General features: G+C 71.2%; 25 protein-coding genes. 8 read left to right on the forward strand and 17 right to left on the reverse strand.

All coding sequences use genetic code 11. The annotated features are described in order from the left end of the window. Nucleotides 1-83: 83 nt before the first annotated feature. On the forward strand, nt 84-602 hold the full coding sequence (locus ACQPZF_RS24375; RefSeq protein ID WP_433260531.1) for a helix-turn-helix domain-containing protein: 519 nt from the start codon (nt 84-86) through the stop codon (nt 600-602). A 67-nt stretch (nt 603-669) separates the two neighbouring features. Here ACQPZF_RS24375 and ACQPZF_RS24380 read toward each other — a convergent pair whose 3' ends face one another. Beyond that, complete coding sequence (locus ACQPZF_RS24380; RefSeq protein WP_433260533.1) at nt 670-1,059, reverse strand: bacteriophage spanin2 family protein; 390 nt, start codon at nt 1,057-1,059, stop codon at nt 670-672. Nucleotides 1,060-1,335: 276 nt separating this feature from the next. Continuing rightward, nucleotides 1,336-2,304 carry a helix-turn-helix transcriptional regulator gene (locus tag ACQPZF_RS24385; RefSeq protein ID WP_433260535.1) on the reverse strand — a complete coding sequence of 323 codons (969 nt, stop codon included), beginning with the start codon at nt 2,302-2,304 and terminating at the stop codon, nt 1,336-1,338. Between the two features lie 170 nt (nt 2,305-2,474). On the opposite strand from ACQPZF_RS24385, the gene ACQPZF_RS24390 reads away from it, so the two are divergent. After that, entirely contained in the window at nt 2,475-2,987 is a 513-nt protein-coding gene (locus tag ACQPZF_RS24390; RefSeq protein WP_433260537.1) for an RICIN domain-containing protein, read from the forward strand. A gap of 45 nt (nt 2,988-3,032) precedes the next feature. Here the strand turns inward: ACQPZF_RS24390 and ACQPZF_RS24395 are convergent, their stop codons facing one another. From ACQPZF_RS24395 to ACQPZF_RS24410, 4 genes are all read right to left on the reverse strand, one after another. Further along, nucleotides 3,033-3,857, reverse strand: coding sequence for an AfsR/SARP family transcriptional regulator (locus tag ACQPZF_RS24395; RefSeq protein WP_433260539.1), 825 nt, complete (start codon nt 3,855-3,857; stop codon nt 3,033-3,035). Nucleotides 3,858-4,104: 247 nt separating this feature from the next. Further along, nucleotides 4,105-5,262, reverse strand: coding sequence for a ricin-type beta-trefoil lectin domain protein (locus ACQPZF_RS24400; protein WP_433260541.1), 1,158 nt, complete (start codon nt 5,260-5,262; stop codon nt 4,105-4,107). 171 nt (nt 5,263-5,433) lie between these two features. Next, complete coding sequence (locus tag ACQPZF_RS24405) at nt 5,434-6,642, reverse strand: peptidoglycan-binding domain-containing protein (protein ID WP_433260543.1); 1,209 nt, start codon at nt 6,640-6,642, stop codon at nt 5,434-5,436. 9 nt (nt 6,643-6,651) lie between these two features. Next, nucleotides 6,652-7,143, reverse strand: a complete 492-nt coding sequence (locus ACQPZF_RS24410; protein WP_433260545.1) for a DUF1772 domain-containing protein — start codon at nt 7,141-7,143, stop codon at nt 6,652-6,654. A 117-nt stretch (nt 7,144-7,260) separates the two neighbouring features. Between ACQPZF_RS24410 and ACQPZF_RS24415 the strand changes: the two genes are divergently transcribed. The 3 genes from ACQPZF_RS24415 to ACQPZF_RS24425 all read left to right on the forward strand — a co-directional run bounded on the left by ACQPZF_RS24415 (nt 7,261) and on the right by ACQPZF_RS24425 (nt 9,831). Further along, nucleotides 7,261-8,412 (forward strand): class II histone deacetylase, encoded by a 1,152-nt coding sequence (locus ACQPZF_RS24415; RefSeq protein ID WP_433260547.1) that lies wholly within the window; start codon nt 7,261-7,263, stop codon nt 8,410-8,412. Nucleotides 8,413-8,477: 65 nt separating this feature from the next. Next, on the forward strand, nt 8,478-8,888 hold the full coding sequence (locus tag ACQPZF_RS24420; protein WP_433260549.1) for a hypothetical protein: 411 nt from the start codon (nt 8,478-8,480) through the stop codon (nt 8,886-8,888). 412 nt (nt 8,889-9,300) lie between these two features. Continuing rightward, nucleotides 9,301-9,831 carry a DUF4360 domain-containing protein gene (locus ACQPZF_RS24425; RefSeq protein ID WP_433260551.1) on the forward strand — a complete coding sequence of 177 codons (531 nt, stop codon included), beginning with the start codon at nt 9,301-9,303 and terminating at the stop codon, nt 9,829-9,831. Nucleotides 9,832-10,075: 244 nt separating this feature from the next. Here the strand turns inward: ACQPZF_RS24425 and ACQPZF_RS24430 are convergent, their stop codons facing one another. Together ACQPZF_RS24430 and ACQPZF_RS24435 are read right to left on the reverse strand one after the other, a co-directional pair. Then, nucleotides 10,076-10,741 (reverse strand): response regulator, encoded by a 666-nt coding sequence (locus ACQPZF_RS24430; protein ID WP_433260553.1) that lies wholly within the window; start codon nt 10,739-10,741, stop codon nt 10,076-10,078. Next, nucleotides 10,716-11,897, reverse strand: a complete 1,182-nt coding sequence (locus ACQPZF_RS24435) for a sensor histidine kinase (protein WP_433260555.1) — start codon at nt 11,895-11,897, stop codon at nt 10,716-10,718. Before ACQPZF_RS24435 ends, ACQPZF_RS24430 begins: the two co-directional genes overlap by 26 nt. A 181-nt stretch (nt 11,898-12,078) precedes the next feature. Here ACQPZF_RS24435 and ACQPZF_RS24440 point away from each other — a divergent pair, with 181 nt between their 5' ends. Continuing rightward, a complete protein-coding gene (locus ACQPZF_RS24440; protein ID WP_433260557.1) occupies nt 12,079-12,411 on the forward strand; it encodes a hypothetical protein in 333 nt (110 codons plus the stop codon). Nucleotides 12,412-12,494: 83 nt separating this feature from the next. Here the strand turns inward: ACQPZF_RS24440 and ACQPZF_RS24445 are convergent, their stop codons facing one another. The 9 genes from ACQPZF_RS24445 to ACQPZF_RS24485 all read right to left on the reverse strand — a co-directional run bounded on the left by ACQPZF_RS24445 (nt 12,495) and on the right by ACQPZF_RS24485 (nt 23,891). Beyond that, entirely contained in the window at nt 12,495-13,073 is a 579-nt protein-coding gene (locus tag ACQPZF_RS24445; RefSeq protein WP_433260559.1) for a hypothetical protein, read from the reverse strand. Nucleotides 13,074-13,399: 326 nt separating this feature from the next. Then, nucleotides 13,400-14,188, reverse strand: coding sequence for an FHA domain-containing protein (locus ACQPZF_RS24450; RefSeq protein ID WP_433260560.1), 789 nt, complete (start codon nt 14,186-14,188; stop codon nt 13,400-13,402). A 10-nt stretch (nt 14,189-14,198) separates the two neighbouring features. Continuing rightward, nucleotides 14,199-15,311, reverse strand: a complete 1,113-nt coding sequence (locus ACQPZF_RS24455; RefSeq protein WP_433260562.1) for a serine/threonine-protein kinase — start codon at nt 15,309-15,311, stop codon at nt 14,199-14,201. Then, a complete protein-coding gene (locus ACQPZF_RS24460; RefSeq protein ID WP_433260564.1) occupies nt 15,308-17,335 on the reverse strand; it encodes a transglutaminaseTgpA domain-containing protein in 2,028 nt (675 codons plus the stop codon). Before ACQPZF_RS24460 ends, ACQPZF_RS24455 begins: the two co-directional genes overlap by 4 nt. After that, nucleotides 17,332-18,447: a DUF58 domain-containing protein gene (locus tag ACQPZF_RS24465; protein WP_433260566.1), complete on the reverse strand. Its 1,116-nt coding sequence runs from the start codon at nt 18,445-18,447 to the stop codon at nt 17,332-17,334. Before ACQPZF_RS24465 ends, ACQPZF_RS24460 begins: the two co-directional genes overlap by 4 nt. Nucleotides 18,448-18,470: 23 nt before the next feature. Next, a complete protein-coding gene (locus tag ACQPZF_RS24470) occupies nt 18,471-19,436 on the reverse strand; it encodes an AAA family ATPase (RefSeq protein WP_433260568.1) in 966 nt (321 codons plus the stop codon). A gap of 3 nt (nt 19,437-19,439) precedes the next feature. After that, nucleotides 19,440-21,584, reverse strand: a complete 2,145-nt coding sequence (locus ACQPZF_RS24475) for a fibronectin type III domain-containing protein (RefSeq protein ID WP_433260570.1) — start codon at nt 21,582-21,584, stop codon at nt 19,440-19,442. 56 nt (nt 21,585-21,640) lie between these two features. Continuing rightward, nucleotides 21,641-23,287, reverse strand: coding sequence for a protein kinase domain-containing protein (locus ACQPZF_RS24480; RefSeq protein WP_433260572.1), 1,647 nt, complete (start codon nt 23,285-23,287; stop codon nt 21,641-21,643). A gap of 220 nt (nt 23,288-23,507) precedes the next feature. Then, on the reverse strand, nt 23,508-23,891 hold the full coding sequence (locus tag ACQPZF_RS24485; protein ID WP_433260574.1) for a hypothetical protein: 384 nt from the start codon (nt 23,889-23,891) through the stop codon (nt 23,508-23,510). 476 nt (nt 23,892-24,367) lie between these two features. Between ACQPZF_RS24485 and ACQPZF_RS24490 the strand changes: the two genes are divergently transcribed. Continuing rightward, complete coding sequence (locus tag ACQPZF_RS24490) at nt 24,368-24,754, forward strand: tyrosinase family oxidase copper chaperone (RefSeq protein WP_433260575.1); 387 nt, start codon at nt 24,368-24,370, stop codon at nt 24,752-24,754. A 25-nt stretch (nt 24,755-24,779) separates the two neighbouring features. After that, nucleotides 24,780-25,598 carry a tyrosinase family protein gene (locus ACQPZF_RS24495; protein ID WP_433260577.1) on the forward strand — a complete coding sequence of 273 codons (819 nt, stop codon included), beginning with the start codon at nt 24,780-24,782 and terminating at the stop codon, nt 25,596-25,598. The last annotated feature ends 49 nt before the right edge of the window (nt 25,599-25,647 follow it).

Below are 25,647 nucleotides of genomic sequence, written 5' to 3' on the forward strand. Positions count from 1 at the left end.
TGGCAGGCAGGTCGTGTCCGGTCAGCCGGACAGGGCCGGGCAGGGCGCTGGCCGCAGGTGGCGCGATGACCCATGATGAACCGATGACCTTGAACGACATCCAGCCGGAGTCGGCGCACGACGTCGCGGAGTTCGTCAGCCTGCTGCGGCTGCTCAAACAGCATTCCGGCCGCACCCTGCGCCAACTGGAAGAGAAGGCCGCGGAACAGAATTCGGTGCTGCCCCGCAGCACCGTGGCCGACATGCTGCGCGGCACGGGCCTGCCCCGACCGGAATTGCTCGCGGCGTTCGTGCGCGCCTGTGACGACGAACGCCGCTTGGCGCAGTGGTTACGCGTGCGGGAGCGCCTGGCCGTCGACCCGCACCTCGCCCCTCGTCCGGCGGACACCGCTCCCGACCGCGATCACGACCCGGCCGGCGACTTCCCGCGATGGGGTGCGCGGGCGATCGCGGCATCGGTCGGCACCGTGCTCGCGGCGATCGTCCTGCTGTTGGCGGTGGTGAACTCGGTCAGGACCAGCAGCTCGGACATGGAGGTCGTCGAAGGCCGGCCCGCGCCGTCGGTCACCTCGACGCAGACCTCTTCCCCGCCTTGGAGGTAGCGGGACCGTCCGGCACAGACGCTGGTCGGCAGCGCGATCGGGACCGGACCGCCGGCCGTCGGCTCCGTCACGGGGCGCAGGCGCTGGTCAGCGCGGCCACCTGATCGGCCTTGGTCGCGACCCACGCGGCCGGGCGGCCGACCAGGTCGTCCACCGTGACGTCGCGCAGGGTGGCGGCGAGTGCGGTGATGGCCTCGTTGACGGTGGTGTCGGCGGCGGACGCGGCGAGGGTGGCCAGCGAGTCGGCGGCGGCGTGCGCGTTGTCCACCGCCTGCTCCGGCGAGCCGGGGTCGAAGATGGCGGAGGCCTGGGACAGCGCGTCGGCGCACACCTGCACCGTGGTGGCGGTGTCGGCGATCGAGTTCGCGGTCTGCGCCACTTCCTGCGCCGCGCCACAGCCGCTCACGACGGCGACGAGGGCGACAGCGGACAGCGCGACGGCAACGTGGGAACGCATCGGGTCTCCTCCGGCTCATCCGAACCAGAGGTCTCCCCGGTCACCGCGACAACCGCGATGACGTCGTGACCGAGCCGCTACCAAGCGACCGTAATGACGATCACGAACCGGGCGGGTACTCCCCTCCGCACCTCAAGCATCCGGAAAACCGGCCTCCCCGTCAAGCGCGGCACTTCGGGCTTGAGACACCACCGGCCCGCGCCGCACCCCCGCCAAACGGACCTTCTGACCGATCCCGCCTCACCGCGCGCTGACGGCGGCCGACGCAGCCGTTCCTCAACCCTGCCCCAAGGCGGCGACGAGTTCATCGCGCCCTCCGGCGCCGGTCCGGTGGAACACCGCTTTCAGGTGGTCGTTCACCGTGTGCACGGACAAGTCGAGTCGGCGGGCGATCTGCTTGGGCGCCGCACCGTCGTACAGTTCCGCGACGACCTGCCGCTCACGGGTCGTGATCCCGTACCAGTCGCAGAAGGCCGGGAGCAGCAGGGCGCCCGTGGCCGCCTGCACGAGGACCGCCACGTCCCCGGTGGCGGAGCTGTCCAGCGGCTGGCCGTGCATGGCGACCCACCGGCCGTAGCTCGCGGCGGGCCCGTAGACGACCGGCGGCCGGGCACGTGGATCGCGGGCATGTGCGCGGGTCACCACGGACAGTTCGGCGACGAACGCCGCACTCGCCCAGTCCGGGAGGTTGTGGCCCTGCGCGAGCAGCCGGTGCCAACTGCGTGCCTGCGGAGTGACCGACCGGACCTTGTGGTCGGGACCGACGATCATGACGCCCGGCGGCAACAGGGGCACGGTCGGCGCCAGCGGACCCGCGGTGACGTAGCCGCGGAGCGCGGCGATCAGGGATGGCCCGAGGTCGGCGATCCGACGCGCGTCGTCAGCCTCGAACGGCTTAACGCCCCGTGCTCGGAGGAGCCGCAGCGTCCCCCACACACCGCGGCCGTCGCGCAACGTCAACCGCAGCTCGCATCCGACGCCGTGGTCGCCGAACAGCCGCTGGGTGTCCTGGTCGGACCGATGATCGCCGCCGGCCCGGACGAGGTCGGCCTCGTACCCGTGCCAGAACTCGAACGCACCCGGACCGGACCCCAGCGTCGGATTGGTCCCCTCCAGCCGCAGGGCTTCGTGCGCGACCACGGACGCGATCTCGCGCGAGACCACCGCGCCCAGGTGCTCCGAGCTGATCCCCCGACCCGACGCCTCGGACAACTCGTGCCGCAACCGGTTCCCCACGCCAGTCATACCCCCGAGTCTGACCGCGGCGCAGTGGCCGGGCAATAGCGGAACACGGCGACGGGGCGGCCGACACCCCCCAAGTTTGGGGATACCCCGCTCACCTGTCCCCCGGCCAGAGTTCGGATCGACTCGATTGGCGTACCAGCAGAATCGACGTACCAGCAGAGGAGTTCCACATGGCCAAGTCACGGCGATTCGCGCTCTTGCTGACAGCGGTGGGTCTCGCGACGAGCAGCGTGGTCATCGGCGCCGCCACCTCCGCGAGCAGCGCGCCGGAGCAACAGGCCGGGCCGGCGGCGGCAGGTCAACTCATCGCGTCGAACATGAACAACCGATGTCTCTCCGTGGTGAACTTCAACAAGGAGAACGGCGCCGCGACGCACATGTACGACTGCAACGGCGACGCGAGTCAGCGGTGGGCGTTGCAGCACACCCTGCTCCGCAGCGACCTGAACACGACCAAGTGCCTGGACGTGTCATTCGGCAACGGCGACAACGGCGCGATGATCGGCATGTTCGACTGCCACGGCGGGACGGCGCAGCAGTGGTACTGGCACCAGGCCGAACTGCGCAACAACATCAACCACAAGTGCCTGACCATCGCCGACTCGAACACGTGGAACGGGGCGGCCCTGGTGTTGCGGACCTGCGAAGGCGACGACAACCAGCGGTGGCGGCCCATCGGCTGAACCCACCCGGGCTCGGAGCCCTTCCGGGTCGCCCGCCCTTCCGGGTCACCTCGGTGCGACCCGGAAGGGCTCCCAGTTGTCAGCCTCGTCCAAGCGCCCGGTGAAAGCCGACAACGGGACGGTCGGGCGGAGGGATTCGGTGTCGGCGGCCAGCACGTAGCGGTGGACGTGCCGCAGCCGCGTCCCGGGCTCGATGCCGAGTTCCCCCACCAACCGGCCCCGGAACCGCCGGTAGTGGTCCAGCGCCTCCACCCGCCGGCCGCTGCCGTGCAGCGCCAGCATCAACTGGGCCGCGAGCCGCTCGTCCATCGGGTGGGCGTGCGCCAGCGCGGGCAGCGTGGCCGCGAGTTCGGTGAACCTGCCCAGGTCGAGCGCCTGGTCCGCACGCTTCACCTCGACGTCCAGGCGCGCGCGGTCCAGGTGCGACCTGACCGCGCTGAGCCACGGGGAATCCACCTCGTCGAACGCCACACCACGCCACAGCGCCACGGCCTCGTCCAACAACGCCAGCGACCGCACGCCGTCCGGCTCCGCTCGCGCCCGTTCGGACAGCGCGGTGAACCGGTGCACGTCCACCGAGTCCGGATCGACGGTCAGCGCGTAGCCACCCGAGCGGCGCGCGATGGTCGCGCCGTCCGCCGCCGGCAGGCTCCTGCGCAAGCGGTGCAGGTAGCTGTAGAGCGTGGACCGCGCGCTCTTCGGCGCGGAACCGCCCCACACCCGTTCCACCAGCCGGTCGGTCGGCACCACCTGGTTCGCCTCCAACAGCAACACCACCAGGACGCACCGTTGACGGGCGTGGCCGAGGTCGATCCGCTCCCCGTCCGCCCACGCCTCGACGCCGCCCAGGATCGTGAACTTCACCGCCATACGACGAGGGTCGCAGCCGGTTGCTCCGGGCACAGGGGCAGCACGTGCAGAACGGCTGCCCCGACGCACCGCGTTCCGGCTCTCGCCCCGCAAATCCACGCCTGCGTTTCCGGCGCTCGTCCCGGGCCACGGCGGACTCGGCGGCGGCGGCTTAGCGGTGGTGGCTTAGCGGTGGAGGCTTAGCGGCGGAGGCTTAGCGGTGGAGGCCCGGCCACGGCGCGGTGACCGGACCTCCGGACCTAGGGCATCACCACCAGGTGGCGGTGCACCCGCGATTCCCGTCCGCGTTCCCCTCGCAGAGCTTGATGTCCAGGACATCGTTGGCCTCGACGGTGACGTGCGCGGTGGCGCCCCTCGGGACGCCGTCCGGTGGCACGTGCCGGATCCCGGCCGAGGTCCGCACGGCGAGCACCGACGACTGGAACGGACTGCCGGCGTTCGTGACGATCCTGGCCTTCGCGGTCCACCGGCCGTCGGGAAGCTGGTACTTCGTCGCGTACGCCGTCGCACCCGCCCGTGCCGTGGTGACCGCACGGTTGCCGACTTGAACGGGACTGCCGGGCCCTCGTGCGGTGAGGAACTGGCTGTCGGCCACGTTCCAGTGGTCCGCCAGGTAGGTCCCGTCCGCCGGGGCGGTGTTGAAGTAATCGTCGTTGTTGCAGTCGACGATGTTCTCCTCGGCCGACGGGCACTCGATCTTCAGCCCGTGGTCGGGCAGGCCGCCGTCGTCGTAGCACATGATGTCCTGGTCGTCCCAGCAGTGCCCGAACTCCGTGCCGTGCGGAGCGCTGGACTGGACGCCGCCGAGGCTGTGCAGCAGTTCGTGCCCGCCCGGACCCCAGTCGGCACAGCCCCGGTCGATCACGGCCCACCCCGGACCCGAGTTGAGCGGGTTGTCCTCCCCCGGCTCGTCGGAATCCCCGGGGTCGTTCCACGCCAGGCCGCAGTCGTGCGTTCCCTCGTCGAACACGAGGTACTTGCGGTCGGTTCGGTTATGGCCGAGCGCCTTGAGCGCGTCCACGACCTTTTCCGCGTTGTCCAGCTCCGATGCCGGGATGGCGACGTTGAGCACGACCGGCCGACAACTCGCGTGGTGCACGAACCGGACGTGGCGCACCCCACCAGTCCGCTGCGCCCCTTCCAGCACGGCCGCGTCGATCCGGTCCGCCCACCCCTGGATGTTCGACTCCATCTCGGGGAAGCGGTCCGGCTCGCCGATCCCGCGGACGTACATGAGCTGGACCCGTTTGCCGGTGACGCCGTCACCGTCGCAGATCGCGGCGGCGGGAGTGAACAAGGTGGGGCTCGTGTAGACGCTCGCGGTGGCGTTCTGGGGCAGCATCCCCGATACCGCCAGTGCGCCGGCGAGCACCGCCGTGCACCGTCTGGCGATTCCTCCGATCACAATTCCCCCTTCGGTGTGTTTCCGTGCGGCCCGATCGTTGGCCGGTGACCTTGGGGGAACCTGGAATGCGTCCGTGGTGGACGTTTTCGGGCGCGGATCGGCCCGGACCGGTCAGGAATCGAAAAGCACCGGTTCCCGCGCCGCGACGGGTCGTGACCGGACGGGGTCGCGTCAGAAGAACACGAAGCCGCCGACGAAGTGCACTTCGGCGTGGTCGTCGAACGAGCCGTCGGGTTTGCGGTCGCGGGCGATCGGAAGCTCGCCGTTGATCCCGAGTTCGATCTTGACCGGGATACCGTGCAGCTTGCCCACGCCGATACCCAGGGTGATGCCCGTTTCGAGCCATCCCCGCGGCTGGCGGAACGCGTCCTTGACCCCGGCCCCGGCCGCCAGCGCGACCTCGACCTGCTCGGAGATCATCACCTTGAGGACGTCCAACTGCAGCTTCAGCGTCGGGAACTCGTGGCGGTCCTGGCACAGCGACGGCAGGAGGTCCAGGCTCAGCGTCGGCTCGGAGCCGATCACGACCCGGTCGCCCAGGCGCAGCACGCGGTAGTTGACCAGTCCCGAGACCTCCACCTGCGCGAAGTCGCACAGCTTCGGCTTGTGGTCCTTCTCCGTGGTCGCCAGCAGCAACTGGCCGCCGATGGCGACCTCGCCCTTGACGAGCGGCTCCTTGTCCTCCTTGGCGGGCAGCGCCGTGGCGGTGTCGAGACTCACCTTGCCCTCGGGCCGCTGTTTCACCGTGCCCTTCGAGTCGGCCGCCGCCGGTTTCGTGGTGGCCGCGGACATCCGGCCGGGCACCTCGCCGGGGTCCAGCGTGTCGTCTTTGGGCGGCTCCTTCGCCCGGTAGACGCAGTCGAGCTTGGTCAACGTCCGCAGCCCCGCTTCGTGGCCGCCCGGTGGGATGCCGTTGCGCTCCTGGAACGTGCGCACGGCGGTGCGCGTCTCGTCGCCCCACACGCCGTCCGGTGCGCCGGTGCGCATGGTCTTGGGCATCAGGAAGGGCGGCCCGAGGTCGTGCAGGGCCTGTTGGAGCGCCTTGACCGGATCTCCGCGCTCGCTCTGGCCCAGCGGCGGGCTGTTGCGGGCGGCCGACTGGAGGCGGGTGTTGCCGGCGAACCGGCTGTGTTCGAGTGGCGGCGCGCAGGCCGCGCCACCACCGGCGGCGGGCACCCGCTGCACCGCGCGCGTGAACGCCCGGTTGCCGACGGCTTTCTGCACGGCCAAGAGGCGTTCGGCCGGGACGCCGTGCCCCACGGGGCCCGGGAAATCCCGCCCCACGGGGCCGGGCCGGGACGGGCGCGCACTTGCGACGACCGGAGGCGACCGCCGGCCGGACGCGGCGCCGAGTTCCGCCCGTGCCTTCACGCCTGCCATCGTCTCACGTCAGCGACCAGCCCCATAGCCCGTTCGACGCAACGCCCAAGCGGCGACGGTGAGGGCCGCCAGCCGTGCCAGGTTGCCGCGGTGCCAGGTCGTGGCCAGACTGCGGCGTTCGGTTGCGCTCAACGGCTTTCCACTCCGCAACAGTCGTAGATTGACCCTCTTCACCAGATAGGCGGTCAGCGCCGCCGCCGACGCCGTGCCCGCCGCGGCGGTGGTGATCGCACGCCTGTCGCCGCCGGATCGCCAACTGTCGACCAGAGCCGCCGCCGTGGCCACGACGGTCACCGGTGCCGCCGGGAGGTAGTAGCGGAGCGGGCTCCCCGCCCTCAGCAGCCCTGGCGACCGGTTCGGTTGCGCATCCGCGAGGAGCCGAGGCATGTCGACCATCGCCTCGTAGGCGTTGCCGAAGAACCAATGGGCTTGGCCGACGCCGGCGATCACTGCCCACCGCGATCGGGACGGCCTGGCCGGACTGCTCGAACGGTTCCGCATGTCACCAGGATCCCAGACACCGCACGGTCCGCGCGATCACTGGCCGTCACATCCGGCGACCAGGAGTAACCGGGCAGGCGCTGGACGCCCGGCGGATTCCGACACCAGGATCGACTCATGGCAACCGGCTACGTGTACCACGAGCTGTACGGCTGGCACGACACGGGAACGCACGCGGGCCTGGTGCCCGCCGACCCCCGCCGGGGCGTCCAGCCGTTCCGGCACTTCGAGAATCCCGAGGCCAAGCGCCGGGTGCACGAGCTGGTGGTGGCGACCGGGCTGCTCGACAAGCTGACCCGCCTCGCGCCGCGCCCGGCCACCGACGACGAGATCCTGCTCGTGCACACGCCCGGCCACCTCCAGCGGCTGACCGACGCCAACGACACCGGCGGCGACGCGGGCGACGGCGGCAGCCCGTTCGGGCGGGGGTCGCTGGACATCGCGCGGCTCGCGATCGGCGGCGTGGTGCGCTCCGTGGAGGCCGTGCTGGACCAGGAGGTGGACAACGCCTACGCCCTGATCCGCCCGCCGGGCCACCACGCGGTGCCCGACTCGGGGATGGGCTTCTGCATGTTGGCCAACATCGCCATCGCGGTGCAGGCCGCGCGGCGGACGCGCGGTGTCGGGCGGATCGCGGTGGTGGACATCGACGTGCACCACGGCAACGGCACCCAGACGGTGTTCTGGGAGGACCGCGACGTGCTCGCCCTCTCGCTGCACCAGGACCGGGTGTTCCCGCCGAACTCCGGCTTCGTCACCGAGCGCGGCGCCGGCGAGGGCTTCGGCTACACGCTGAACCTGCCGCTGCCACCGGGCACCGGCACCGGCGGCTACCTGGAGGCGATGCGCCGGGTCGTGCTGCCCGCGCTGCACCGGTACCGGCCGGACCTGATCATGGTCGCGGCGGGCTTCGACGCCAACGCGCTCGACCCGCTGGCCCGCATGATGCTCACCCCGCGCGGGTACCGCGAAATCGCCAGGATGCTGGTGGACGCGGCGGCCGAGCTGTGCGACGGGCGGATCGTGTGCGCGCACGAGGGCGGGTACGACGAGGCTTACGTGCCGTTCTGCGCGCACGCCGTGATCGAGGTGCTGGCGGGTGTGGAGGAGCCGTTCCCGGACCCGTTCCGGTTCGACAACCTGGGCCAGCAGGAACTCCAGCCGCACCAGGAGGCCGCCATCGAGGCGGCGGAGGAACTGGTCGACGACATCTGCGGGCCGGACGCCGGACAACCCGCGCCCCACGACGGCCCGCCTCTGCCCGGGTAACGACTTCCGGAGTTCGCACGACAGGAAGCCATACGGCAGCACGGCGGCAGGAGGCTGAAGGCGGCATGAGTGTGTGGAGTCGGCACGGTGTGTTGGAGAAGGTGCGTGACGCCTTGGCCGCGGTCACGATCGTCAACCCGAACGGCCACCACCTCGGGCGGCCGTTCATGACGGCCTACCAGCTCGCGATCAAGCTCGACGAGGCGCACCCGGAGGTCGCCCGGGCGCTCGGCGTGGAGATCGGCGGCAGCGGCATCGGCAGCCACAACAGTTTGGCCCAGTACCTCGCCCACGAGTTGTCCAGGGGGATCAAGGAGGCGGGCGGGAGTTACCCGATCGAAGGGGCGTTCCTCTCCAACGACCACGTGACCGCGCTGAACTACGTCACCTCGGACGGCAGGGAAATCTCCAGCAGTGCCACCGGCAGCGGGCTCGACGTCACGCTGTTCCGGCTTCGCTCAGCGGACCGGGTGTAAGCAGGCCCGAACACATTCCCATCCGCGATGCCCGCCCGTTTCGCGGTGTTGCACAACGAGCACACGGCAGGTTATGCCATCGGGTGCGTGCGTTTGTAAACGGTGCGTCGGACATTGGGGCCGGCTGATCGACCGCGGGTCGGCGGCGCGTTGCGCACTTCGTCCGACGATGACAGGTCACGAGGCATAAGAACCCGTTGAACGTCATGCGTGTACGGGATCGTCTATCCGGCGGAGTCTCGGCACAGGCGCTCCCGCTACCGTCTGGTGCTGCCGCCGCACCGAGCACCACCCAGAGAGCACGACCCAGAGAGGCTCCCCCATGCTGACCACGGCAGCGGCAACGCTCTTAGCCGTTTCGATGTTGGTTCCGGTCAACGGATCGCACGATGTCGACGAACCCGCTCCCCCGATGCGAGTCGAGGCGGTGACCGCCAACGGGTCGGGCTGCCCCGCGGGCACTGCGGAGGTCTCGACCGGCACCAACACCTTCAGCGTGTCCTACCGCGCCTTCTTCGCCCAGGCGGGCGGCGGAGCGGGTGAGGTCGACTTCCGGAAGAACTGCCAGTTGAACGTCCGTGTGAGCCTCCCGCCGGGCTACACCTACGGCCTCGCCCGGACCTCTTACAACGGCTTCGCCCACCTGGAAGCGGGTGCGACGGCCCTGCACCGGGTCAACTTCTACTTCCAGGGCTCGACGTCCAGCACGACGCTGAACTACCCGTTCAGCGGCCCGACGAACGACGAGTGGCGGACGAGCTACCGGCCGGACCGGGACGAGATCGTCTACTCGCCGTGCGGCGACGACCGCAACCTCAACATCAACGCGGAGCTGCGGGTCGACGTCGGCACGTCGGACCGGTCGAAGCGGAGCTTCATCCTGGCGGAGGCCAGCCGCGGCGCCATTCACGCGAAGTACGACTTCACCACGAAGTCCTGCTGACAGTAGGAGTTCCACCGGGCCGCCGCGCGTCACGCGCGGCGATCCCGGAAGCGGGCAAGTCGCGGTCCTGGCCCACCCCGGTGGGTCGGGACCGCGACGTCGAGTGGACTTTCCGGCGGTTCGACGGCGGGGCCGGGGCGTGGTCGCGGCACAGCTCGGCCGGCAGGCCGACGACGGCCCGGTCGAAGCGCTTGGCGTCGAACCGGCCCGAGCCCGGCGACGCGGGGCCGGATCGGCGGCCCGCTCAACCGGAACGCCGCGCCGGTGCGGACGGGCCCAGGCCGGACTGGATCGCGTAGACCACGAGCTGCGCGCGGTCACGGGCGTGGAGTTTGAGCATGGCCCGGCCGATGTGGGTCCGGACGGTCTCGCTGCTCACGGACAGCCGCTCGGCGATCTCGTGGTTGGACATGCCCGTGGCGGCCCAGCCGGCGACCTCGCGTTCGCGCCGGGTCAGCCTCCTGATCTCCGGGTGGACCGCGGCGGTGCGGCTGAGCCGGGCGATGACGCCGCGGGTGACCGCGGGCGACAGCACCGACTGCCCGTCGGCGACGACACGGATCGCGCGCAGCATCTCCGCGGGTTCGACATCTTTGAGGACGAATCCGTCGGCGCCGTGGCTCAGCGCGTCGAACACGTACTCGTCGAGGTCGAACACGGTCAGCATCACCACCCGGACAGCGACGAGCGCCGGATCGGCGGTGATCGCACGCAGGGCGGCCAAGCCGCTCGTCCCGGGCATCCGGACATCCAGGAGCACGACGTCGGGAACGGTTTCCCGGACCACCGCGACGCCGGCGTCCCCATCGGCACCCTCGCCCACGAGTTCGGTGTCCGGCGCGGAGTCCAGCAGTGCGCGCACCCCACCCCGCACGAGCGCTTCGTCATCGACCACGACGACCCGGATCACCCGCACTCCCCTCTCGCAACGGCAACCACGCCACCACCGCGAATCCCCCGCCGGCGCGCGGGCCGGCCCGGAGGTCGCCGCCCACCGCCTCGGCCCGAGCGCTCATCGCACGGAGGCCCGAGCCGGTTCCGGCGCCGACCGGCGGGCCGCCCGCGGTCCGGCCGGTGTCGACGACCTCCAGCAGCAACCTGCCGTCGTCAACGTCGATCCGGACCCGAGCGGTCGTGGCGCCGGCGTGCCGTAGCACGTTGGTCAGCGACTCGTGCACGATCCGGTAGGCGGCGGCGTCGACCTCCGGCGACAACGCCGGGAGGCGGGGATCGATGTGCACCCGGACGTCCACCGCACCGGCCCGGAGGCGGTCGGTCAACCGGTCGAGGTCGGCCAGACCGGCAGCCGGCCGCTCGGGTGGCGGCACCACGTGGGCAGCGGGTGCCGCGTCGGGGCCCCGCAACGTCTCCAGCGCGGCACGCAGGTTCATCAGGGACTCGCGGCTGGTGGCGCGCACGGCCTCCATCGCCGTCCTGGCTTCCCGCGCGTCGCGGTCGAACACGTGCAACGCCACGCCCGCCTGCATGGTGATGACCGCGAGCCCGTGGCCGAGGGAGTCGTGCAGGTTCTCGGCCATCCGCAGCCGGTCGTCCGCGGCGATCCGGCGAGCGTGCGCGGTGCGCGAACCGACCGGTGCCCCGCGGTGGACGCGGATCGCGACGCCGACCGCGAACGCCGCGGCGAGGACCGCGCCCCACACCAGCGTCTGCCACAGCATGGCGGACGCGACCGTGTCCACCGGCTGCTCGCGCATCCGCTTGGCCCAGGACACCGCGAGGAGAACGGCGAACTGCACACCCGCGGTGAGCGCGGCCTGCCCCGCCGGCCGATGCCTGGCCAGCAGCAGGATCGCGGCGGGCACCGTCAGCAGGATCGGGCCGAACGGGTAGCCGATCATCAGGTAGGTGGTGACCACCACCCCGTTCAGCGTCACGCACAGCACCGGCGACCGGCCCGCGCTCAGCGTCAGCGCCGCGGCCACCACGAGCACGTAGGCCGGCGCGTCCGCGTCCCGCACCGCCTCGGGCTGGCTGTTCCCCGTCGTGGCCAGGCCGATGGCGATGAACGGCCACCACCGGCGCGCGTCCACTGACCATCGCCGCATGTGTTCCCTCCCCCGCGCAATGACGGTAGGGCTCCGGACGCCGGCGGGCGTCCCCTGCTCGACGTACCGGACGTACGCAATTCCGCGTATGCGGAACACGTCACCACGGGGACGCCGGGGCGGGAACATCCGGCCACGCTCGGACCGTGACCGAAAGCGTCCGGCGTAGGAGGAACAGATCATGCAACGCAAGGTCAAGGCACTGGCAATCACGACGGCCGCCGTTGCTGCGATGTTCGTCGGTCCCGCGGCACAGGCGCATGAGAAGTACATCCACCACGGCGACGACAAAGCCGCCGTAACAGCCGACCACAAGACCGTCAGCGTCCGGGACGGGGAATGCGACAACCACTTCGTGTGGGTGGAGTGGACCGCCGGCAACGGCACCACCGGCAGTCTGACGGACGCCAACGGCTGCGCCGGGATCGGCAACCAGTGGTCCGTCCCGTCCGGGGTCGCGCAGTTCCGGCTCTGCGAAGAGGCCGTGTCCTGCACCGCCTGGACGTACGCGTGAGTCGGAGCGGGTGATCGCACGACGTCCTCGGGTCGGCCGCGGGCGCGCGGGTCGACCCGAGGACGTCATTCCGATCAGGGTGGTCAGCAGCTCAGGAACTTCTCCGGAACGGTTTCCACCCAGATCGAATCCGTGAGGGGCTTCCCGGCGTAGAACGTGACCTCGACATAGGCCACCCCGATCCAGAAGGCGGGGAAGCACGTGCCGAGCGTGTGCGGAAGGCCCTGCATGACGCGGGTCGAACTGTTCCCGCCGTTGAGCGGGATGTTCTCGTTCTTGTGGGCGACCGACCAACTGTCGCTCTCGTTGAACTTGTAGAGCAGGTACATGTGCAGCGTGCCCCTGAGCCACCGGCCGTCGCACTGCATGATGAACGTCCAGTTGACCGTCGGCCTCGGGCTCCAGTCCGGCAGCGATGCGTCGAGGTTGCAGACGACCTGGTCGTCCGGCACGTCGTTCATCGTGGCGCGAGGCGCCTTCGTACCGGTCACGCCCAACCGGTTGCCGGCGTTCGCGACCGCCGGGCCCGCTGTGATCGCCTGGTCGCTGACGACCAGGCCGCCGTGCGAGGAACCCGCGCTCACCGGTTGAGCGACGACTATCTGGACAACACCGGCCAAGAACGCCACGAGTGCCGCGACAACAAGGCGCTTGCGTCTCATCAATGTTCCTTTCGGAGAGACCTGGCAGACCCGACAGCGCCACCGCTCCCTCCCCGGTGCGCTGTTCGAGGAGCACAAGAGTGCCGCGCGCCGCGTTGGCAACTCTTTAGTAGCTCGTGGTTCGCCTGGTCAGAAGCCTCCGGGCGGGACCGCACCCCCGCTGTCGCGCCGGGCCCGCCGCGTAGCCGGTCACGCGTATTCCGCCACCAGAGCAGCGCCGACGGTGGTGGCGGCGGTGGTGGAGGCCTCCGCGGCGGCGAGGAGTGCGAGGCCGGAGATGGCCTGTCCGTCCACCCGGCCGCGGCGCGGCGGGACGAGACCGGACGTCAGTCCAGCAAGGACAGGTCCTGGGGCACGAGCGTGGTCGACCGCACCAGTTCCCGGAGCAGGTTGTCGTTGAGGGCGTTGCCGACCGGCTCGCCGACCTCCTCCCGGGTCAGGTAGGGCACGCCCCGGCCGGACAGGCGGTCGCGGACGATGCCGACCCGGTGCTCGACCTTCTTGGCGGTCCAGCCCACCTCGGGCTGGAGTTCCGCGAGGCGCAGCGCGGTCTCCTTCCAGGTGAGGGGTTTGGGGTTGGGTTCGCGGAGGAGGTAGTGCCAGCCGAGCACGACGAGCATCACCCGTTCCTCGGCGCTGAGCGGGTACGGGCGCGGTGGGTCGGTGATGTCGTTGTGCCGGGAGCGGGGCTGGCTGCCGTCCGGGCCGGTGACGAAGACCTCCAGCAGGTGTTCGCGGTCGCGGGAGCCCGGGACGTGCACCGGTGTGTAGCCCGCTCCCAGCGGGATCGGGTCCTCGTCGGCGAACAGCCACTGCGAGCGCGGCAGCCGGATGGGCCTGCGCCCGGTGTTGCGCAGCCACCAGCGGCCGTGGTGGTGGGTCAGCTCGCCTTGCCTGCGGCTCACCTGCTGGTCGTCCTCGCCCAGGCAGACGTGCACGTCCGGGCGGTTCCGCCCGAAGTAGACCGTCCGGCTCTCCCTCGGTCCCACGGCATAGCCACCGCCGAGGGCCAGTGCGTGTATCGCGCCCGCGACCGTGCGCGGGACGCCGAGTGACAGGCTGCCGTGCCCCTTGGGCAACAACAGTCCGCCCGCGTGCTGCAGTTCCGGGTCCACTCCGCTCTCCTCACCTGCTACAGACAGCACCTCGTACGCCCACCGGTCGACTTTCGACCACCTGGTCCCCTTTGGTGCCGCGAACCAGGAAGCAGTACTTGCGCCCCGCCTCGACGGGCACCTTCATCGTGTGGTTGTGCTCCGCCAGGAGCGTGTCGGCCTTCTCCCCCTCGGGCCACACCACGACCGCGAAGAAGAGCTTGTCGTCGTTCGTGCTCCAGGTGAGCGACACCTGGTCGCCCAGGTCGACGGGCTCGTCGAGAATGAGGGTGATCACCGGCGCGATGGTCGCCGGCGGCGGCTGCCCCTCGCGGCGCGGCCAGAAGACGAGCGCCACCAGCACCGCCGCCAGCACCCCGGCCGCGGCCACGTGCCACCAGGAGAACGACCTGCGCGGCGGGCTCTCCGCGGACACGTCCTCGGCCATCAGGAGCGTCCGCTTCGCGGCCTCGGGCGCGAGCAGCCGACCGATCGCCGTGGACAGTCCGATCGGGACGTCGGGCCGGCTGATCGCGGGAACGGGGTCGCCGAGCACCCGCAGGATGCGCTCGCCGGTCATCTCCCCGATCCGACTGGGATGCGGCGATTCGCCGGTCAGCGCGAAGTGCAGGACCGCGCCGAGCCCGTAGAGGTCGGTCCGCGCGTCGGCCACGCCGGTGCGCAGCGTCTCCGGGGACACCCATTCGATGCCGTACAACGGATCCCGCCGGAACGCCTGCCGCAGGGCGATGCCGAAATCCGCCAGCACCGGCTCGCCGGTGGCGCGGAACAGGACGTTCGACGGGCTCACACCGCCGTGCAGCACGTCGACCCGGTGAGCGGCGACGAGCGCGCGCGACAACGCGCCGCCCAGCGCGGCCACCTCGTCCGGGGGCAGCGGTCCGTCGCGCCGCACCCGGCTCGCCAGCGACTCGGCGCACAGCTCCATCCGCAGCGCGTGCCTGCCGTCCACCACTTCGACGTGCTCGACCGGCAGCACCGCGGCCGACAGCTTCGCGAGCTTGGCCCGGTCACGCTCGACCGCGGCGAGAGTACGTCGGTCGAACTTGCCGGGGAACACCTTCAACGCGCTCCCCGCGACGGCGTACACGTCGGCCACCGGACCGCTACCGAGCAACCTCATCGAACCGCGAACCCCGCCTTGAACCGGGCACCGGCCGATCGTCGCGCGAGCGTTCTGCGGATCTCCCGCACGGCCGTCCACGCCGCGGCCACGTCACGGTCGTGCGCGCCCGCTCCCGACCACAGCGCCATGTCCAGCAGGCCGGCCAACCGGTGCAGATCGTCCACGATGGACCCCTCGGACACCGCCGCCAGCTCCCGGGCCGTCATCCCCGGGGTGACCCTCGTGCCGTGCGCCCGCAGCAGATCGCGGGCTTCCCACCAGGCGGCGACCACACCACGGGCCCCGGTGAGGCGTTTGCGGCGCCAGGTCCGGAAGATTTTCGCCACCGGGACGGCGATCACGCCCAGCGCGAGCAGCGCCAGCAGGCCGGCCACGCCCCACGCCGCCAGCGCGCGGAAGTCGACGTCCGGACCCTGCTCCGGCACCGACTCCGCAGCGGGCAGGGGCGGGTCGGACCGCTGCTCCGGAGGCGGCAGCTCGGCCCGCGCCCGCGCCGTGACCTGCGCCAGCCGGGACTGGGCCGGGGCCGCGCCGCTCGCCGCGCCGGCGGGGTCGAGCGGAACCCAGCCGACCCCGGCCACCGCGACCTCCGGCCACGCGAGCACGTCACGGTTCCGCACGACCGTCCGGCCGTCGACCACGGTCCGCGGCACGCGGTACCCCACGGCCAGCCGGGCCGGGATGCCGACGCTCCGGGCCAGCACCACGTACGACGCGGCGAACTGCTCGCTGGTCCCCCGCTTGGTGTCCAGCAGGAATTCGCGGAGCTGCGGCCAGCCGCTGCCGGTCGGCAGCTCCGCTCCCGTCGCGACCCGGTACTCGCGACTCAGGTACTGCTCCAGCACGAGCGCGGTGCGGAAGGTCGGACGGGCGCCGCCGGTGGCCGTCCGCGCCAGCTCCGCGATGCCAGGGGGGACGATGCCGAGGTCGCCGGGCGCGAACTCGGACGAGACCCCGGCGTCGCGGAGCCGGTCGGGATCGACCTCCGGTTCCCACCACCGCAGGTCGTACTCCACCTGCCCGGCGCGGCCGGGCGCCAGCAGCATGCCGGTGCCCTGGTCGACCAGTGGTGCGATGCCGTCCACCGACGCGGGCATGGCCTGGCTGGGCACCCACGGCTCGTCGCGGGGCACGGTGAGCCGCGCGGACTGGGCGGCCGTCGGCACGGTCACCCCCGGCGGCGGCCCGATCTCCTCGCCGAGCCTGCGGTACCGGTCCGTCGGAGTCCACGTGACGCCGTCGAACCCGTCCAGGACCACCAGCCGCCAGCGGTCGACCGGGGCGTCGCTCGTGTAGCTGAAGACCTCCGCGTCCGGGTTCGACAGCCGGGCCGCGACCCTGCTCAGCGGACTGGCGGTGCGGGGCAGCGGCGCGTGGGCGGACTGGGTCTGCTGCAACGAGAACCTCGGCCCCGGGTCGAACGCCGTGACCGCGAGGCCCGCCACGAGGCTCACCGCGATCGTCGGGATGATCGCCGACCGCAGCCGGACGACGAACAGCCCGGCGACGACCACGGCGTAGGCGAACGCGACGAGGGTCGCCGCGATCCCCGACATGGCGACGAAAGCCTGGCTCAGCGCGAGCAGCGCGAGGCTCGGCAGCACGGCGACCGCGGGCCGGCGCAGCAGCTCGATCCCCACCATGGCGGTGAAGAGCACGAGCAGCGGCACGAACAGCAGCAGTTCGGCGTCCGGGCGCACCGGCCACGTCGACTGCAGGGTGAGCTGCCACGAGTCCGTGACGCCCGCGACCAGCGCGCGCAGGGTCGTCGCGGTCGGCAGGCCGTTGAGCGTCGTGTGGAACAGCGAGACTTCGGTCAACGCCGACAGACCGAGGACCAGCACGAGCGCGGGCCGCGCAAGCTGGAGCGCGGGAACGCGGATGCACAGCTCGACGGCCGCGTAGGACGCCACGAGCACGGCCGCGATCGGCGCGACCAGCGACCACAGGCCGAACACCGGGCCGAACAGCAGGCCCGGCACCGCCGCCGCGACGAGCACGAAGAAGGCGCGGACCCTCATCGGGCGACCACCGTCTGCCAGTGCAGCGTCGCGTCCGACGCGTCCGTCGCACGCAACACCCGGACCCCCGGGATCTGCGGCGCGGGACCGTTCAACACCACCACGACGACATCCACGTACCTCGGACGCACCGCGGCGAGGGCGGAGCAATCCTCAGCCGAGACGACGGACGAGATCACCACGAGCATGCCGCCGCCGGCGTGCGCCAGCGGCGCGGGCACGAGCGGCAACCCGCTCCGCTTCGCCCGTTCCACGACGCACAACTCGTCCAGGAACCGCCGGACCGCGCCCGATCCGGGTGTCGTGCCGACGTCGATCCCGCTCGACGTGACCAGCCGGCAGCGGTGCTCCTCCTTCGCCGCCGCGACCACCAGGGACGCCGCCACCTCGACGGCCTCCTCGAACTCCGGCTCCGCGGGGATCTCGCGGCGGTTGTCCAGCAGCACCGTGAACTGCGGCTGGTGCGGGTCGGCGTAGTCCCGGATCATGAGCTGCCCGGTCCGCGCCGTCGCTTTCCAGTGCAGGTGGCGCACTTCGTCGCCGGGGACGTACGCACGCACCTCGCGGATGTCCAGCGACCCGCGCGGCGAGGTCTCGGTGGCCGCGCCGTCGTGGTGCTGCAGCGGAAGGCCGCCGGCGACGGAGCGGACCGGGTGCGTGCGCGGGTAGACCCACAACGTCGTCGTGTCACCCAGGAACAGCTCGGACTGCCCGAGGCCGAGCGCATCCGTCCGGCGCAGGCTCAACGGCCCCACTTCGTGCTTCCCCCGCTGCTCGGTCGGCAGTTCGTTCAGGTAGGACTGCTCCGCGCCGCCCGCGAGCGACCGGACGGCGACGGTCAGGGTGTACGCGCCCACCCGGTCCACCGCGGTGAAACCGCTCTGCCGCCGCGAGCCCGGGTTGTGGACGCGCAACGTGATCCCCGCCTTGCCCCCGCGTTCCACCCGGTCGCGGAACAACTCCCGGATCACGTCCACCCGGGGCCGCCGTCCCGCCACGGCCAACGCGGCGACGACGGCCCCCACCGCGATCGCGCCGAGCGCGAGCAGCAGCGGGTGGCCGGCGATCAGGCCGAGCGTGATCAGCAACGCCGCGGTCACCAGAGTGCCCACGCCACGCCGGGTCAACCGCATGGTCAGGCCCCCGTGGCGCCGACGACGGGAACCGGGATCTTGGCCAGCAGGTCCGTCACGACGTCCTCGGCCGTGCGCTGCCGCAGCTCGGCGTCGGGCGTGAGGATCAGGCGGTGGTCCAGCACCGGGTGCGCCACCTGCTTGATGTCGTCGACCGTCACGAAATCGCGCCCGTAGGTCGCGGCGATCCCCTGCGCCGCGCGGATGAGCGCGATGCTGCCGCGCGGGCTGGCGCCGTACCGGACATCCGAGTACTGCCGGGTGGTGGCCGCGATGGTCGCCGCGTACCGGACCAGGGCGGTGTCGATGCGGGTGCCGCGCACCTGGGCCACGGCGGTCTGCAGGGTCGGGATGTCGACCACCGGCGGCAGCTCGTCGGGGTCCACCCCGGCGCGGTCGCTGATGATCACCATCACCTCGGCCTCCAGGTTCGGGTACCCCATCCGCAGCCGCATCAGGAACCGGTCGAGCTGGGCTTCCGGCAGCCGGTAGGTGCCCGCCATCTCGATCGGGTTCTGCGTGGCGATCACCAGGAACGGCCTGGGCACCTCGTGCCGCACCGCGTCGACCGTGACCCGCCGCTCCGACATGACTTCGAGCAGCGCCGACTGGGTCTTCGGCGTGCCGCGGTTGATCTCGTCGGCCAGCACCACGTTGGCGAACACACCGCCGGGGTGGAACACGAACTTCTCGTCGTGCTGGTGGTAGACCTGCACACCGGTGATGTCCCCGGGCAGCAGGTCGGGCGTGAACTGGATCCGGTTCCAGGTGCCGCCGATGCTCCGGGCCAGGCACCGGGCGAGCGTGGTCTTGCCGACCCCCGGCACGTCCTCGAACAGCAGGTGCCCTTCGCTGAACAGCGCGGCCACGGCCAGCCGCACGACCTCCGGCTTGCCCCGCACCACCCGCTGCACGTTGGCGGCGATCCGTTCGTAGACCTCGCTGGCCTGGGTCACGTTGCTGGTCAAGGTTCACGTCCAAGTGATCGGGTCGGAGCTGACGACTTCCTGGCCGGAGCGGGTGAGCACGGTGACCCACACGGTCTCGCCGGGCACGTCGTAGTTCAGTTCGTTGTAGGCCGCGGCCCCGGTGGCGTCCGTGGTGAAGCTCTCGGTCCGGACGTCGCGGTTGGAGTTGGAACTCAGCCTCAGGTGGTAGGTCGTGTTGGGGTCGAGCCCCGTCATCGTCGCGTTCACCCAGGCACACGCCGGCGGATGGCAGTTGTCCGTTTCGGAGGGCCCGCCCTTCTTGATCTCGGCCGTGGCGGGCGGGGCGGGCACGTCTTCGACCGTGACGAACGCCGGCTCGCTTTCGAGGGTCTGACCGTCCGGAGCCCTGGTCACCACGAGCACGGTGAACGTGTAGACGGTGTCGGCCCGCAACTGCGGGTACGTGGTCTGGGTGGTGGTCACCTCGCGGTTGGCCTGGCCGGTCCCGGTGACCACGTAGTGCACCAGCGTGCCGCCGTTGAGCGCCGGCTGTCCCCAGAGGAGCTGGACGTCCCGGGTCGGCCGGTCGTCGACGTCGTACGAGGACCTCAGGTTGACCGGCCGATCAGCGGGCGAGACCGGCGCGACCGGCGTGACCGGGTTGGCCGACGCGCCCGGACCCGCGCCCACCTCGTTGGTCGCGGTGACCGTCATGACGTACCGCTCGCCGTTCGTCAGTCCGCCGACGGTGGTCTGGAGCACTCCGCCGCCGACCGGGACGGACCCGGTCCGACCGCTGTCGCCCTGCCAGGACACCAGGTACGACGTGATCGGAGCCCGGTTGTCCGGCGCCGCCTGCCACGTGACGATCGCGGAACCGTTGCCCGGCTGGGCGATGACCGACGGCGGCGCGCCCGGCCGACCGGCCGGCACCGGGGGCGGCGGGGGCGGGGGCGGCGGCGTGGTCGTCTGCTGCGGTTCCGGCCGGCGCGAGTCCGGGGTCGGGGTCGGCCGCCCGTCCGACGTGTCCGGGAGCGGCAGGCCGACGCCCACGTCGGTCTCGCGGTCGGGAACCTGCGGCTGCGGCTGTGGCTGCGGGGTGTCGGCGGGCTTGCCGGTCACGTCGACGTCCTGGAGCTTGCCGTCCTCGGCGACCACCAGGACCTGCGTGCCCTCGGCGTCCTCGACGTAGATCTGCTCGTCCTCACCCTGCGTGAGCCGCGGTTGGCCGTCCTTCTGCTTGAGCGGTTTCTCGTCCCGGCGCGTGCCGTCCGGTCCGTACGTCAGCACCGTCCCCTGCTGCCGGTCCACCAGGGCGACCACTTCACCGGTCGACACCGGGCCGTCGTAGTCGCCCGCCGGCAACGCGATCGTGACCGGCTCCGCCGCCGGCGAGTCCGGGTCCACCAGCAGCAGGCTGCGCCGGACCGGGTCGAGGACCGCCACCCGGCCCGCCAGGTCCCTGGTGGCGGGCCGCGAGTTCGGCGACAGCGAGACGCCCAGCGGTTTGCCCGGACCGAACGTGCCGTTGTCGACGGTGTGCAGCTCGCTGGTGAACAGGTCGACGAACGAGGGACGCCCGTTCACCACAGTCAGCGCGCCGGCGTGGTCCGCGGGCGCGGATACCGGGCAGCCGGACAGCTCGACCGCGTCCTTGGCAACCGTGCAGATCGAGCCGACCCCGGTGCGGTGCAACCACATCGTGCCGTCGTCGGTGACCACCGGGCTGCCGATGGCGCCACCCGCCGAGATCGTCGCGGTGGGGTCGCCGAGGCGGACGATCTTGCCGGCGTTGCGGTAGACCGCGTACGGGCCGCCGACCACCTCGATGCCCAGCGGGAACTCGTCGGAGGGCGGCGAGACCGAGCCGCGCGGTGACAGCGTCGCCTTGTCGAACTGGGTGATCCGGCTCGGACCGATCACGAAGCCGCTGGTGTCGCCTTGCAGGACCTGGCTGCCGACCTCGGCCTCCAACGGCAGGTGCGCGTCGATGTTCGCCGTGCCGCCGTCGACGTGGAACACCGCTCCCAGCACCGAGTTGTAGACCCAGTGGCCGGCCGTCGTGAACGGCGCGGCCGACAAGGGGCGGGTGGGCCCGATGAGCGCACCCGCCAGTGCCGCGGCGCACAGGACCGCCAGCAGGGCGTACGACCCGCTCTTCCGTGACGTCGAGCGCCTGGTAGTCACAGTGGCAACCTATCCGTGCTGTCCGGGACCGGTCCCCGGCCCTGTTGCCTGCGGTTTCAAGGGTTGAACTGAAGGCTGTCGCGAATCCGGGCGATCAGGGGCTGCGCGGCACGCCACTCTTCCTCCAGCGCCGACGCGTCGCCGGCGAACAGCCAGAACGTCACCGTGTAGATCGTCGCCCCACGCGAGACCGCCCAGACCCTCGTGCGGAACCACATGGGGCCCGCGGCCTCGCGGTGGGTGTACTCCAGATCGGCCGACAGGCCGTTGTCCGTCAGGAGGACCTGCCGGAAGTCGACGTTGGCCCGGCTGTCCCGCTGGGCCTTCGCCTCGTCCGTCAGGTACGCGAGCGCCGACACCCCTGGTTTGGTGGTGTCCCGCAGCACCCGCACGGTCAGTGGGCCGACCTTCGGGTCGGCCTTGCGGGCTTCCCAGCGGACGTCGCTGAGCGCGCCGTCCACCGAGGAGGAGCGCTGCCAGTCCGGCGGGATGCCGACCTCGAAGTTCAGCCGCGCTTCCCGGTAGGTCTTCAGCGCGACCTGCGCGGCCGGGTCCGACGAGGGCCGCGTGGTCGACGTCGGCGAGGCGAGCCCCTGCTCACCCCGCGACTGGTCGACGAGGATCACCGTGGCCACCACCGCCCCGATCGCGAGCACGACACCGACCGCGAGCAGCGGGCCGCGCCGCGCGCGGGACTTGCGCGGCGTGAACGGGTCGAGCGTCCGGTCGTCCGGCGCGGCGCGCTTGGTCAGCGGCGGGAGCGGCGGCGGCAGGGTGCGGGTGTTGGGCGTGGTCTCGTCGGCGACCGTCACCGCGCCGCCCGGGTTCTCGTCCTGGGTGGGGAACTCGAACCGCACCCTGGTCCCGTCCGGGGCCGACGAGGGCAGCACCGACAGCTCGGTCAGCTTGTCGATGGCCTGCCGCGCGGTCCACCGCTCAGCGGGTTTCTTGCGCAGCAGGCCCTGGATGATCGGCCAGAACCGGCCGATGTTCGCGTGCGGGTCCGGCTCCTGGGACAACGCCGCCGCCAGCGTGGACTGGATGTCCGAGCGCTGGAACGGCGTCCGGCCGACGAGCATGCGGTAGAGCGTGACCCCCACCGACCACAGGTCGGCCGCGGGCAACGCCTCCTCGCCCAGGATGCGTTCCGGCGCGATGTACTCCGGGGCGCCGGGGATCTGCCCGGTCGCGGTGAGCACGGACGCCCCGTCGATCACGGCGATGCCGAAGTCGGTGAGGACGACCTTGTCGCCGACCAGCATGACGTTGCCCGGTTTCACGTCCCGGTGCAGCACGCCGTTGGTGTGGGCGTAGTCGAGGGCCTCCAGCACCTGGACACCGATCTTCGCGACCCGGTTGGCGGGCATCGCGCCCTCGGCGTCGAGTGCTTCCCCGAGCGAGCGGCCGGACAGTAGCTGCATCACGATCCACGGCAGGCCGCGCTCGTCGGTCACGACGTCGTGCACCGTGATGACGCCCGGGTGTTCGCTCAGCTTCGCGGCGGCTCTCGCCTCCCGCAACGTGCGCCGGACCTCCGGATCGGTGTCCCTGATCTCCCGGCCGCGCGGCTGGATCTCTTTGACGGCCACGTCCCGGTGCAGGTATTCGTCGTGCGCGAGCCAGACGATGCCCATCCCGCCCCGACCGAGCGACCGGCGCAGGCGGTACCGCCCGACAATCAGCCGCCCCTCGCCCTCAGTCACGAGGGTAATGTACCGGCCACGGTGCGTGTCCGGCGCCGAACGGGGTAACTGCGGTTGGGCCGGCGCTCCCGCGCGCTGTGCCACCCCTGCATATCGGGTGATCACACCACCGCGGCCCGCACCTACCGCGCCGCCCGGTCCGGTCGAAGACGCGCAGGAGCCGCCCGCTGCCGACATCGTCGGGCGGGCGGCCGGATCTGCGGATCAGTCGTTCCGCGGATCAGTCGTTGGAGACCAGCAGCAGGTACCCCTCGACGGTGCCGATGACGCACTGGTAGTCGGACCAGATGTCATTGGCGACGCCGTTGTTGCCGGCGGCCTCACACGTCTCCTCGTCGGCGAGGGTGGCGATGTACACGTCCTCGAACGAGCCGCCCGTCCCCTCTACGAACAGGCCGTAGTCGATCAGGATGGGGTTGCACTCGTAGTCCGCGAACACCCCGCCGTCCACTCCGCGCTCACCGGCCGCCGTGCAGTCCACCTGCGGTGCGGAGAGGATGAAGACGTCGGGGTCCGGGGTGGCCTGGGCCGTTCCGGCGGCTACCGTGAAAACGGCCGCAAGGGCCGCGAGAAGGGTCGCGAAGAAGCGCACTCGTCTGTTCATGTCAGTTCCCTCCCGATTGTTTCGGCGCTGGTCTTCCGGCGAACGTGGCGGGCTGCGCCGGGGTTCGTCCTGACGGGATCGCAGGTCGGTGCCCGAACCGACGTTAACAGCGGATTACCGAGCATTGAAGGCCACTCGCGTCGACTGTTAACGACTACCTGCGGGATTCCTTCCGCAGGTAGTCGACAGCACTGGTCACACCGTCGACGACCGGCAATATGTGATGCGCGTCACGCAACGCTGTAACAGAATTGGCGGTGACGACCGGCCGGAATGCTTTTACCGACGAGACCGGACGGCGACAAGGTGATCGCCGCCACCTGTTTCACACTTTATCCGGACAAGATCGTCTATTTGGCCGCGTTTTCACAGAAAAGTCCACTGATAACGTCGGGACAGCGGCGCTTCCGGGGGCAGGTGGAGCCCGCTTTCGGATTGTTCGCGTCGCGTTCATCACGCAGACAGGTGGCACAAACATGCATGTCGACAAGGACGGGACGGACAAGGCCGTCGGCCGAAGAAGATTTCTCGTCGGCGGTCTGGTCGGCGGCGGCGTCGCCGTGGCCGCCGGGGCCGGCCTGATCGGGCTGGGCTCGGACGCGCAGGCGATGGCGCTGGAGGAGTTCGACGAGGTGTACCAGGGGCGGCGGATCCGGGGGTGGGCCATCGCCAACGGGGACAACCCGCGCAGCGAGGCGACCGTGGACGGCGACGCGCTGCACATCATGCGCAACGGCGACGGCACGTACACGACGTCGGTGAACCACTACGAGTCCTTCGACTCCCTCCGCGCCGCCGCTCGGCGCGCGGTGGAGACGCTCGGCGGCCTGCGGCCGGAATCGCAACTGGCACACGGGCATTGAGCCGGGCATCGGACAGGGGGAGATCATGGGGATCCGCAAGAACCAGCAGAACCTGACCGCCACCGAGCGGTCGAACCTCGTCAACGCCTTGCTGACGCTCAAGCAGAACGGCCGCTACGACCTCTTCGTGCGCCTGCACATCGACCGGGCCAACGGGGACAGCGACTGGTCGACGCGCATCGGCCACCGGTCGCCGTCGTTCCTGCCCTGGCACCGCAAGTACCTGATCGACTTCGAACTGGCGCTCCAGGAGGTCGACCCGTCGGTCACCCTCCCGTACTGGGACTGGACGACCGCGGGCAGCACCTCCACGCTGTGGTCGAACGACTTCATGGGCCCCAACGGAACCTCCACGGCCAACTGGCGGGTCAACGCCGGCCCGTTCGCCCAGTCGACCGGCAGGTGGACGCTGAACGTGCGCAGCGACTCGGCGAACTACCTGCGCCGGAGCTTCGGCACCGGTGGGCTGCGACTGCCCGCGGCGAGCGAGGTGTCGTCGGTGCTGGGGCTCACGACCTACGACACGTCGCCGTGGAACAGCACGTCGACCAACAGCTTCCGCAACTACCTGGAGGGCTTCCGCGGTCCGAACGTGCACAACCGGGTGCACAACTGGGTAAGCGGCACGATGGCCGGCGCGGGCTCGCCGAACGACCCGGTCTTCTGGCTGCACCACTGCAACGTCGACCGCCTGTGGTCGCAGTGGCAGGCCCGGAACCCCGGCCTGACCTACCTGCCGACCGCCGGGACGACGGACGTGGTGGACATCGACGAGGCGATGAACCCGTGGACCACCACACCACGCAACATGCTGGACCACAGCGCCATCTACCAATACCAGTGACGGCAGCCGCCCTCCCCGGAGGGTGACCACCGCTGAACCCGATGACCTC

This window comes from Actinosynnema sp. CS-041913, from assembly GCF_050942485.1.
GTDB lineage: Bacteria > Actinomycetota > Actinomycetes > Mycobacteriales > Pseudonocardiaceae > Actinosynnema.

Excerpts from the sequence above, each read along its gene's own strand:
- ACQPZF_RS24410 (WP_433260545.1), bottom strand. The coding sequence starts at position 7,143 with ATGCGGAACCGTTCGAGCAGTCCGGCCAGGCCGTCCCGATCGCGGTGG.
- ACQPZF_RS24380 (WP_433260533.1), bottom strand. The coding sequence starts at position 1,059 with ATGCGTTCCCACGTTGCCGTCGCGCTGTCCGCTGTCGCCCTCGTCGCC.
- ACQPZF_RS24390 (WP_433260537.1), top strand. The coding sequence starts at position 2,475 with ATGGCCAAGTCACGGCGATTCGCGCTCTTGCTGACAGCGGTGGGTCTC.
- ACQPZF_RS24385 (WP_433260535.1), bottom strand. The coding sequence starts at position 2,304 with ATGACTGGCGTGGGGAACCGGTTGCGGCACGAGTTGTCCGAGGCGTCG.
- ACQPZF_RS24440 (WP_433260557.1), top strand. The coding sequence starts at position 12,079 with ATGCAACGCAAGGTCAAGGCACTGGCAATCACGACGGCCGCCGTTGCT.
- ACQPZF_RS24425 (WP_433260551.1), top strand. The coding sequence starts at position 9,301 with ATGCGAGTCGAGGCGGTGACCGCCAACGGGTCGGGCTGCCCCGCGGGC.
- ACQPZF_RS24415 (WP_433260547.1), top strand. The coding sequence starts at position 7,261 with ATGGCAACCGGCTACGTGTACCACGAGCTGTACGGCTGGCACGACACG.
- ACQPZF_RS24455 (WP_433260562.1), bottom strand. The coding sequence starts at position 15,311 with ATGAGGTTGCTCGGTAGCGGTCCGGTGGCCGACGTGTACGCCGTCGCG.
- ACQPZF_RS24485 (WP_433260574.1), bottom strand. The coding sequence starts at position 23,891 with ATGAACAGACGAGTGCGCTTCTTCGCGACCCTTCTCGCGGCCCTTGCG.
- ACQPZF_RS24445 (WP_433260559.1), bottom strand. The coding sequence starts at position 13,073 with ATGAGACGCAAGCGCCTTGTTGTCGCGGCACTCGTGGCGTTCTTGGCC.
- ACQPZF_RS24395 (WP_433260539.1), bottom strand. The coding sequence starts at position 3,857 with ATGGCGGTGAAGTTCACGATCCTGGGCGGCGTCGAGGCGTGGGCGGAC.
- ACQPZF_RS24490 (WP_433260575.1), top strand. The coding sequence starts at position 24,368 with ATGCATGTCGACAAGGACGGGACGGACAAGGCCGTCGGCCGAAGAAGA.
- ACQPZF_RS24495 (WP_433260577.1), top strand. The coding sequence starts at position 24,780 with ATGGGGATCCGCAAGAACCAGCAGAACCTGACCGCCACCGAGCGGTCG.
- ACQPZF_RS24460 (WP_433260564.1), bottom strand. The coding sequence starts at position 17,335 with ATGAGGGTCCGCGCCTTCTTCGTGCTCGTCGCGGCGGCGGTGCCGGGC.
- ACQPZF_RS24420 (WP_433260549.1), top strand. The coding sequence starts at position 8,478 with ATGAGTGTGTGGAGTCGGCACGGTGTGTTGGAGAAGGTGCGTGACGCC.
- ACQPZF_RS24405 (WP_433260543.1), bottom strand. The coding sequence starts at position 6,642 with ATGGCAGGCGTGAAGGCACGGGCGGAACTCGGCGCCGCGTCCGGCCGG.
- ACQPZF_RS24375 (WP_433260531.1), top strand. The coding sequence starts at position 84 with ATGACCTTGAACGACATCCAGCCGGAGTCGGCGCACGACGTCGCGGAG.
- ACQPZF_RS24435 (WP_433260555.1), bottom strand. The coding sequence starts at position 11,897 with ATGCGGCGATGGTCAGTGGACGCGCGCCGGTGGTGGCCGTTCATCGCC.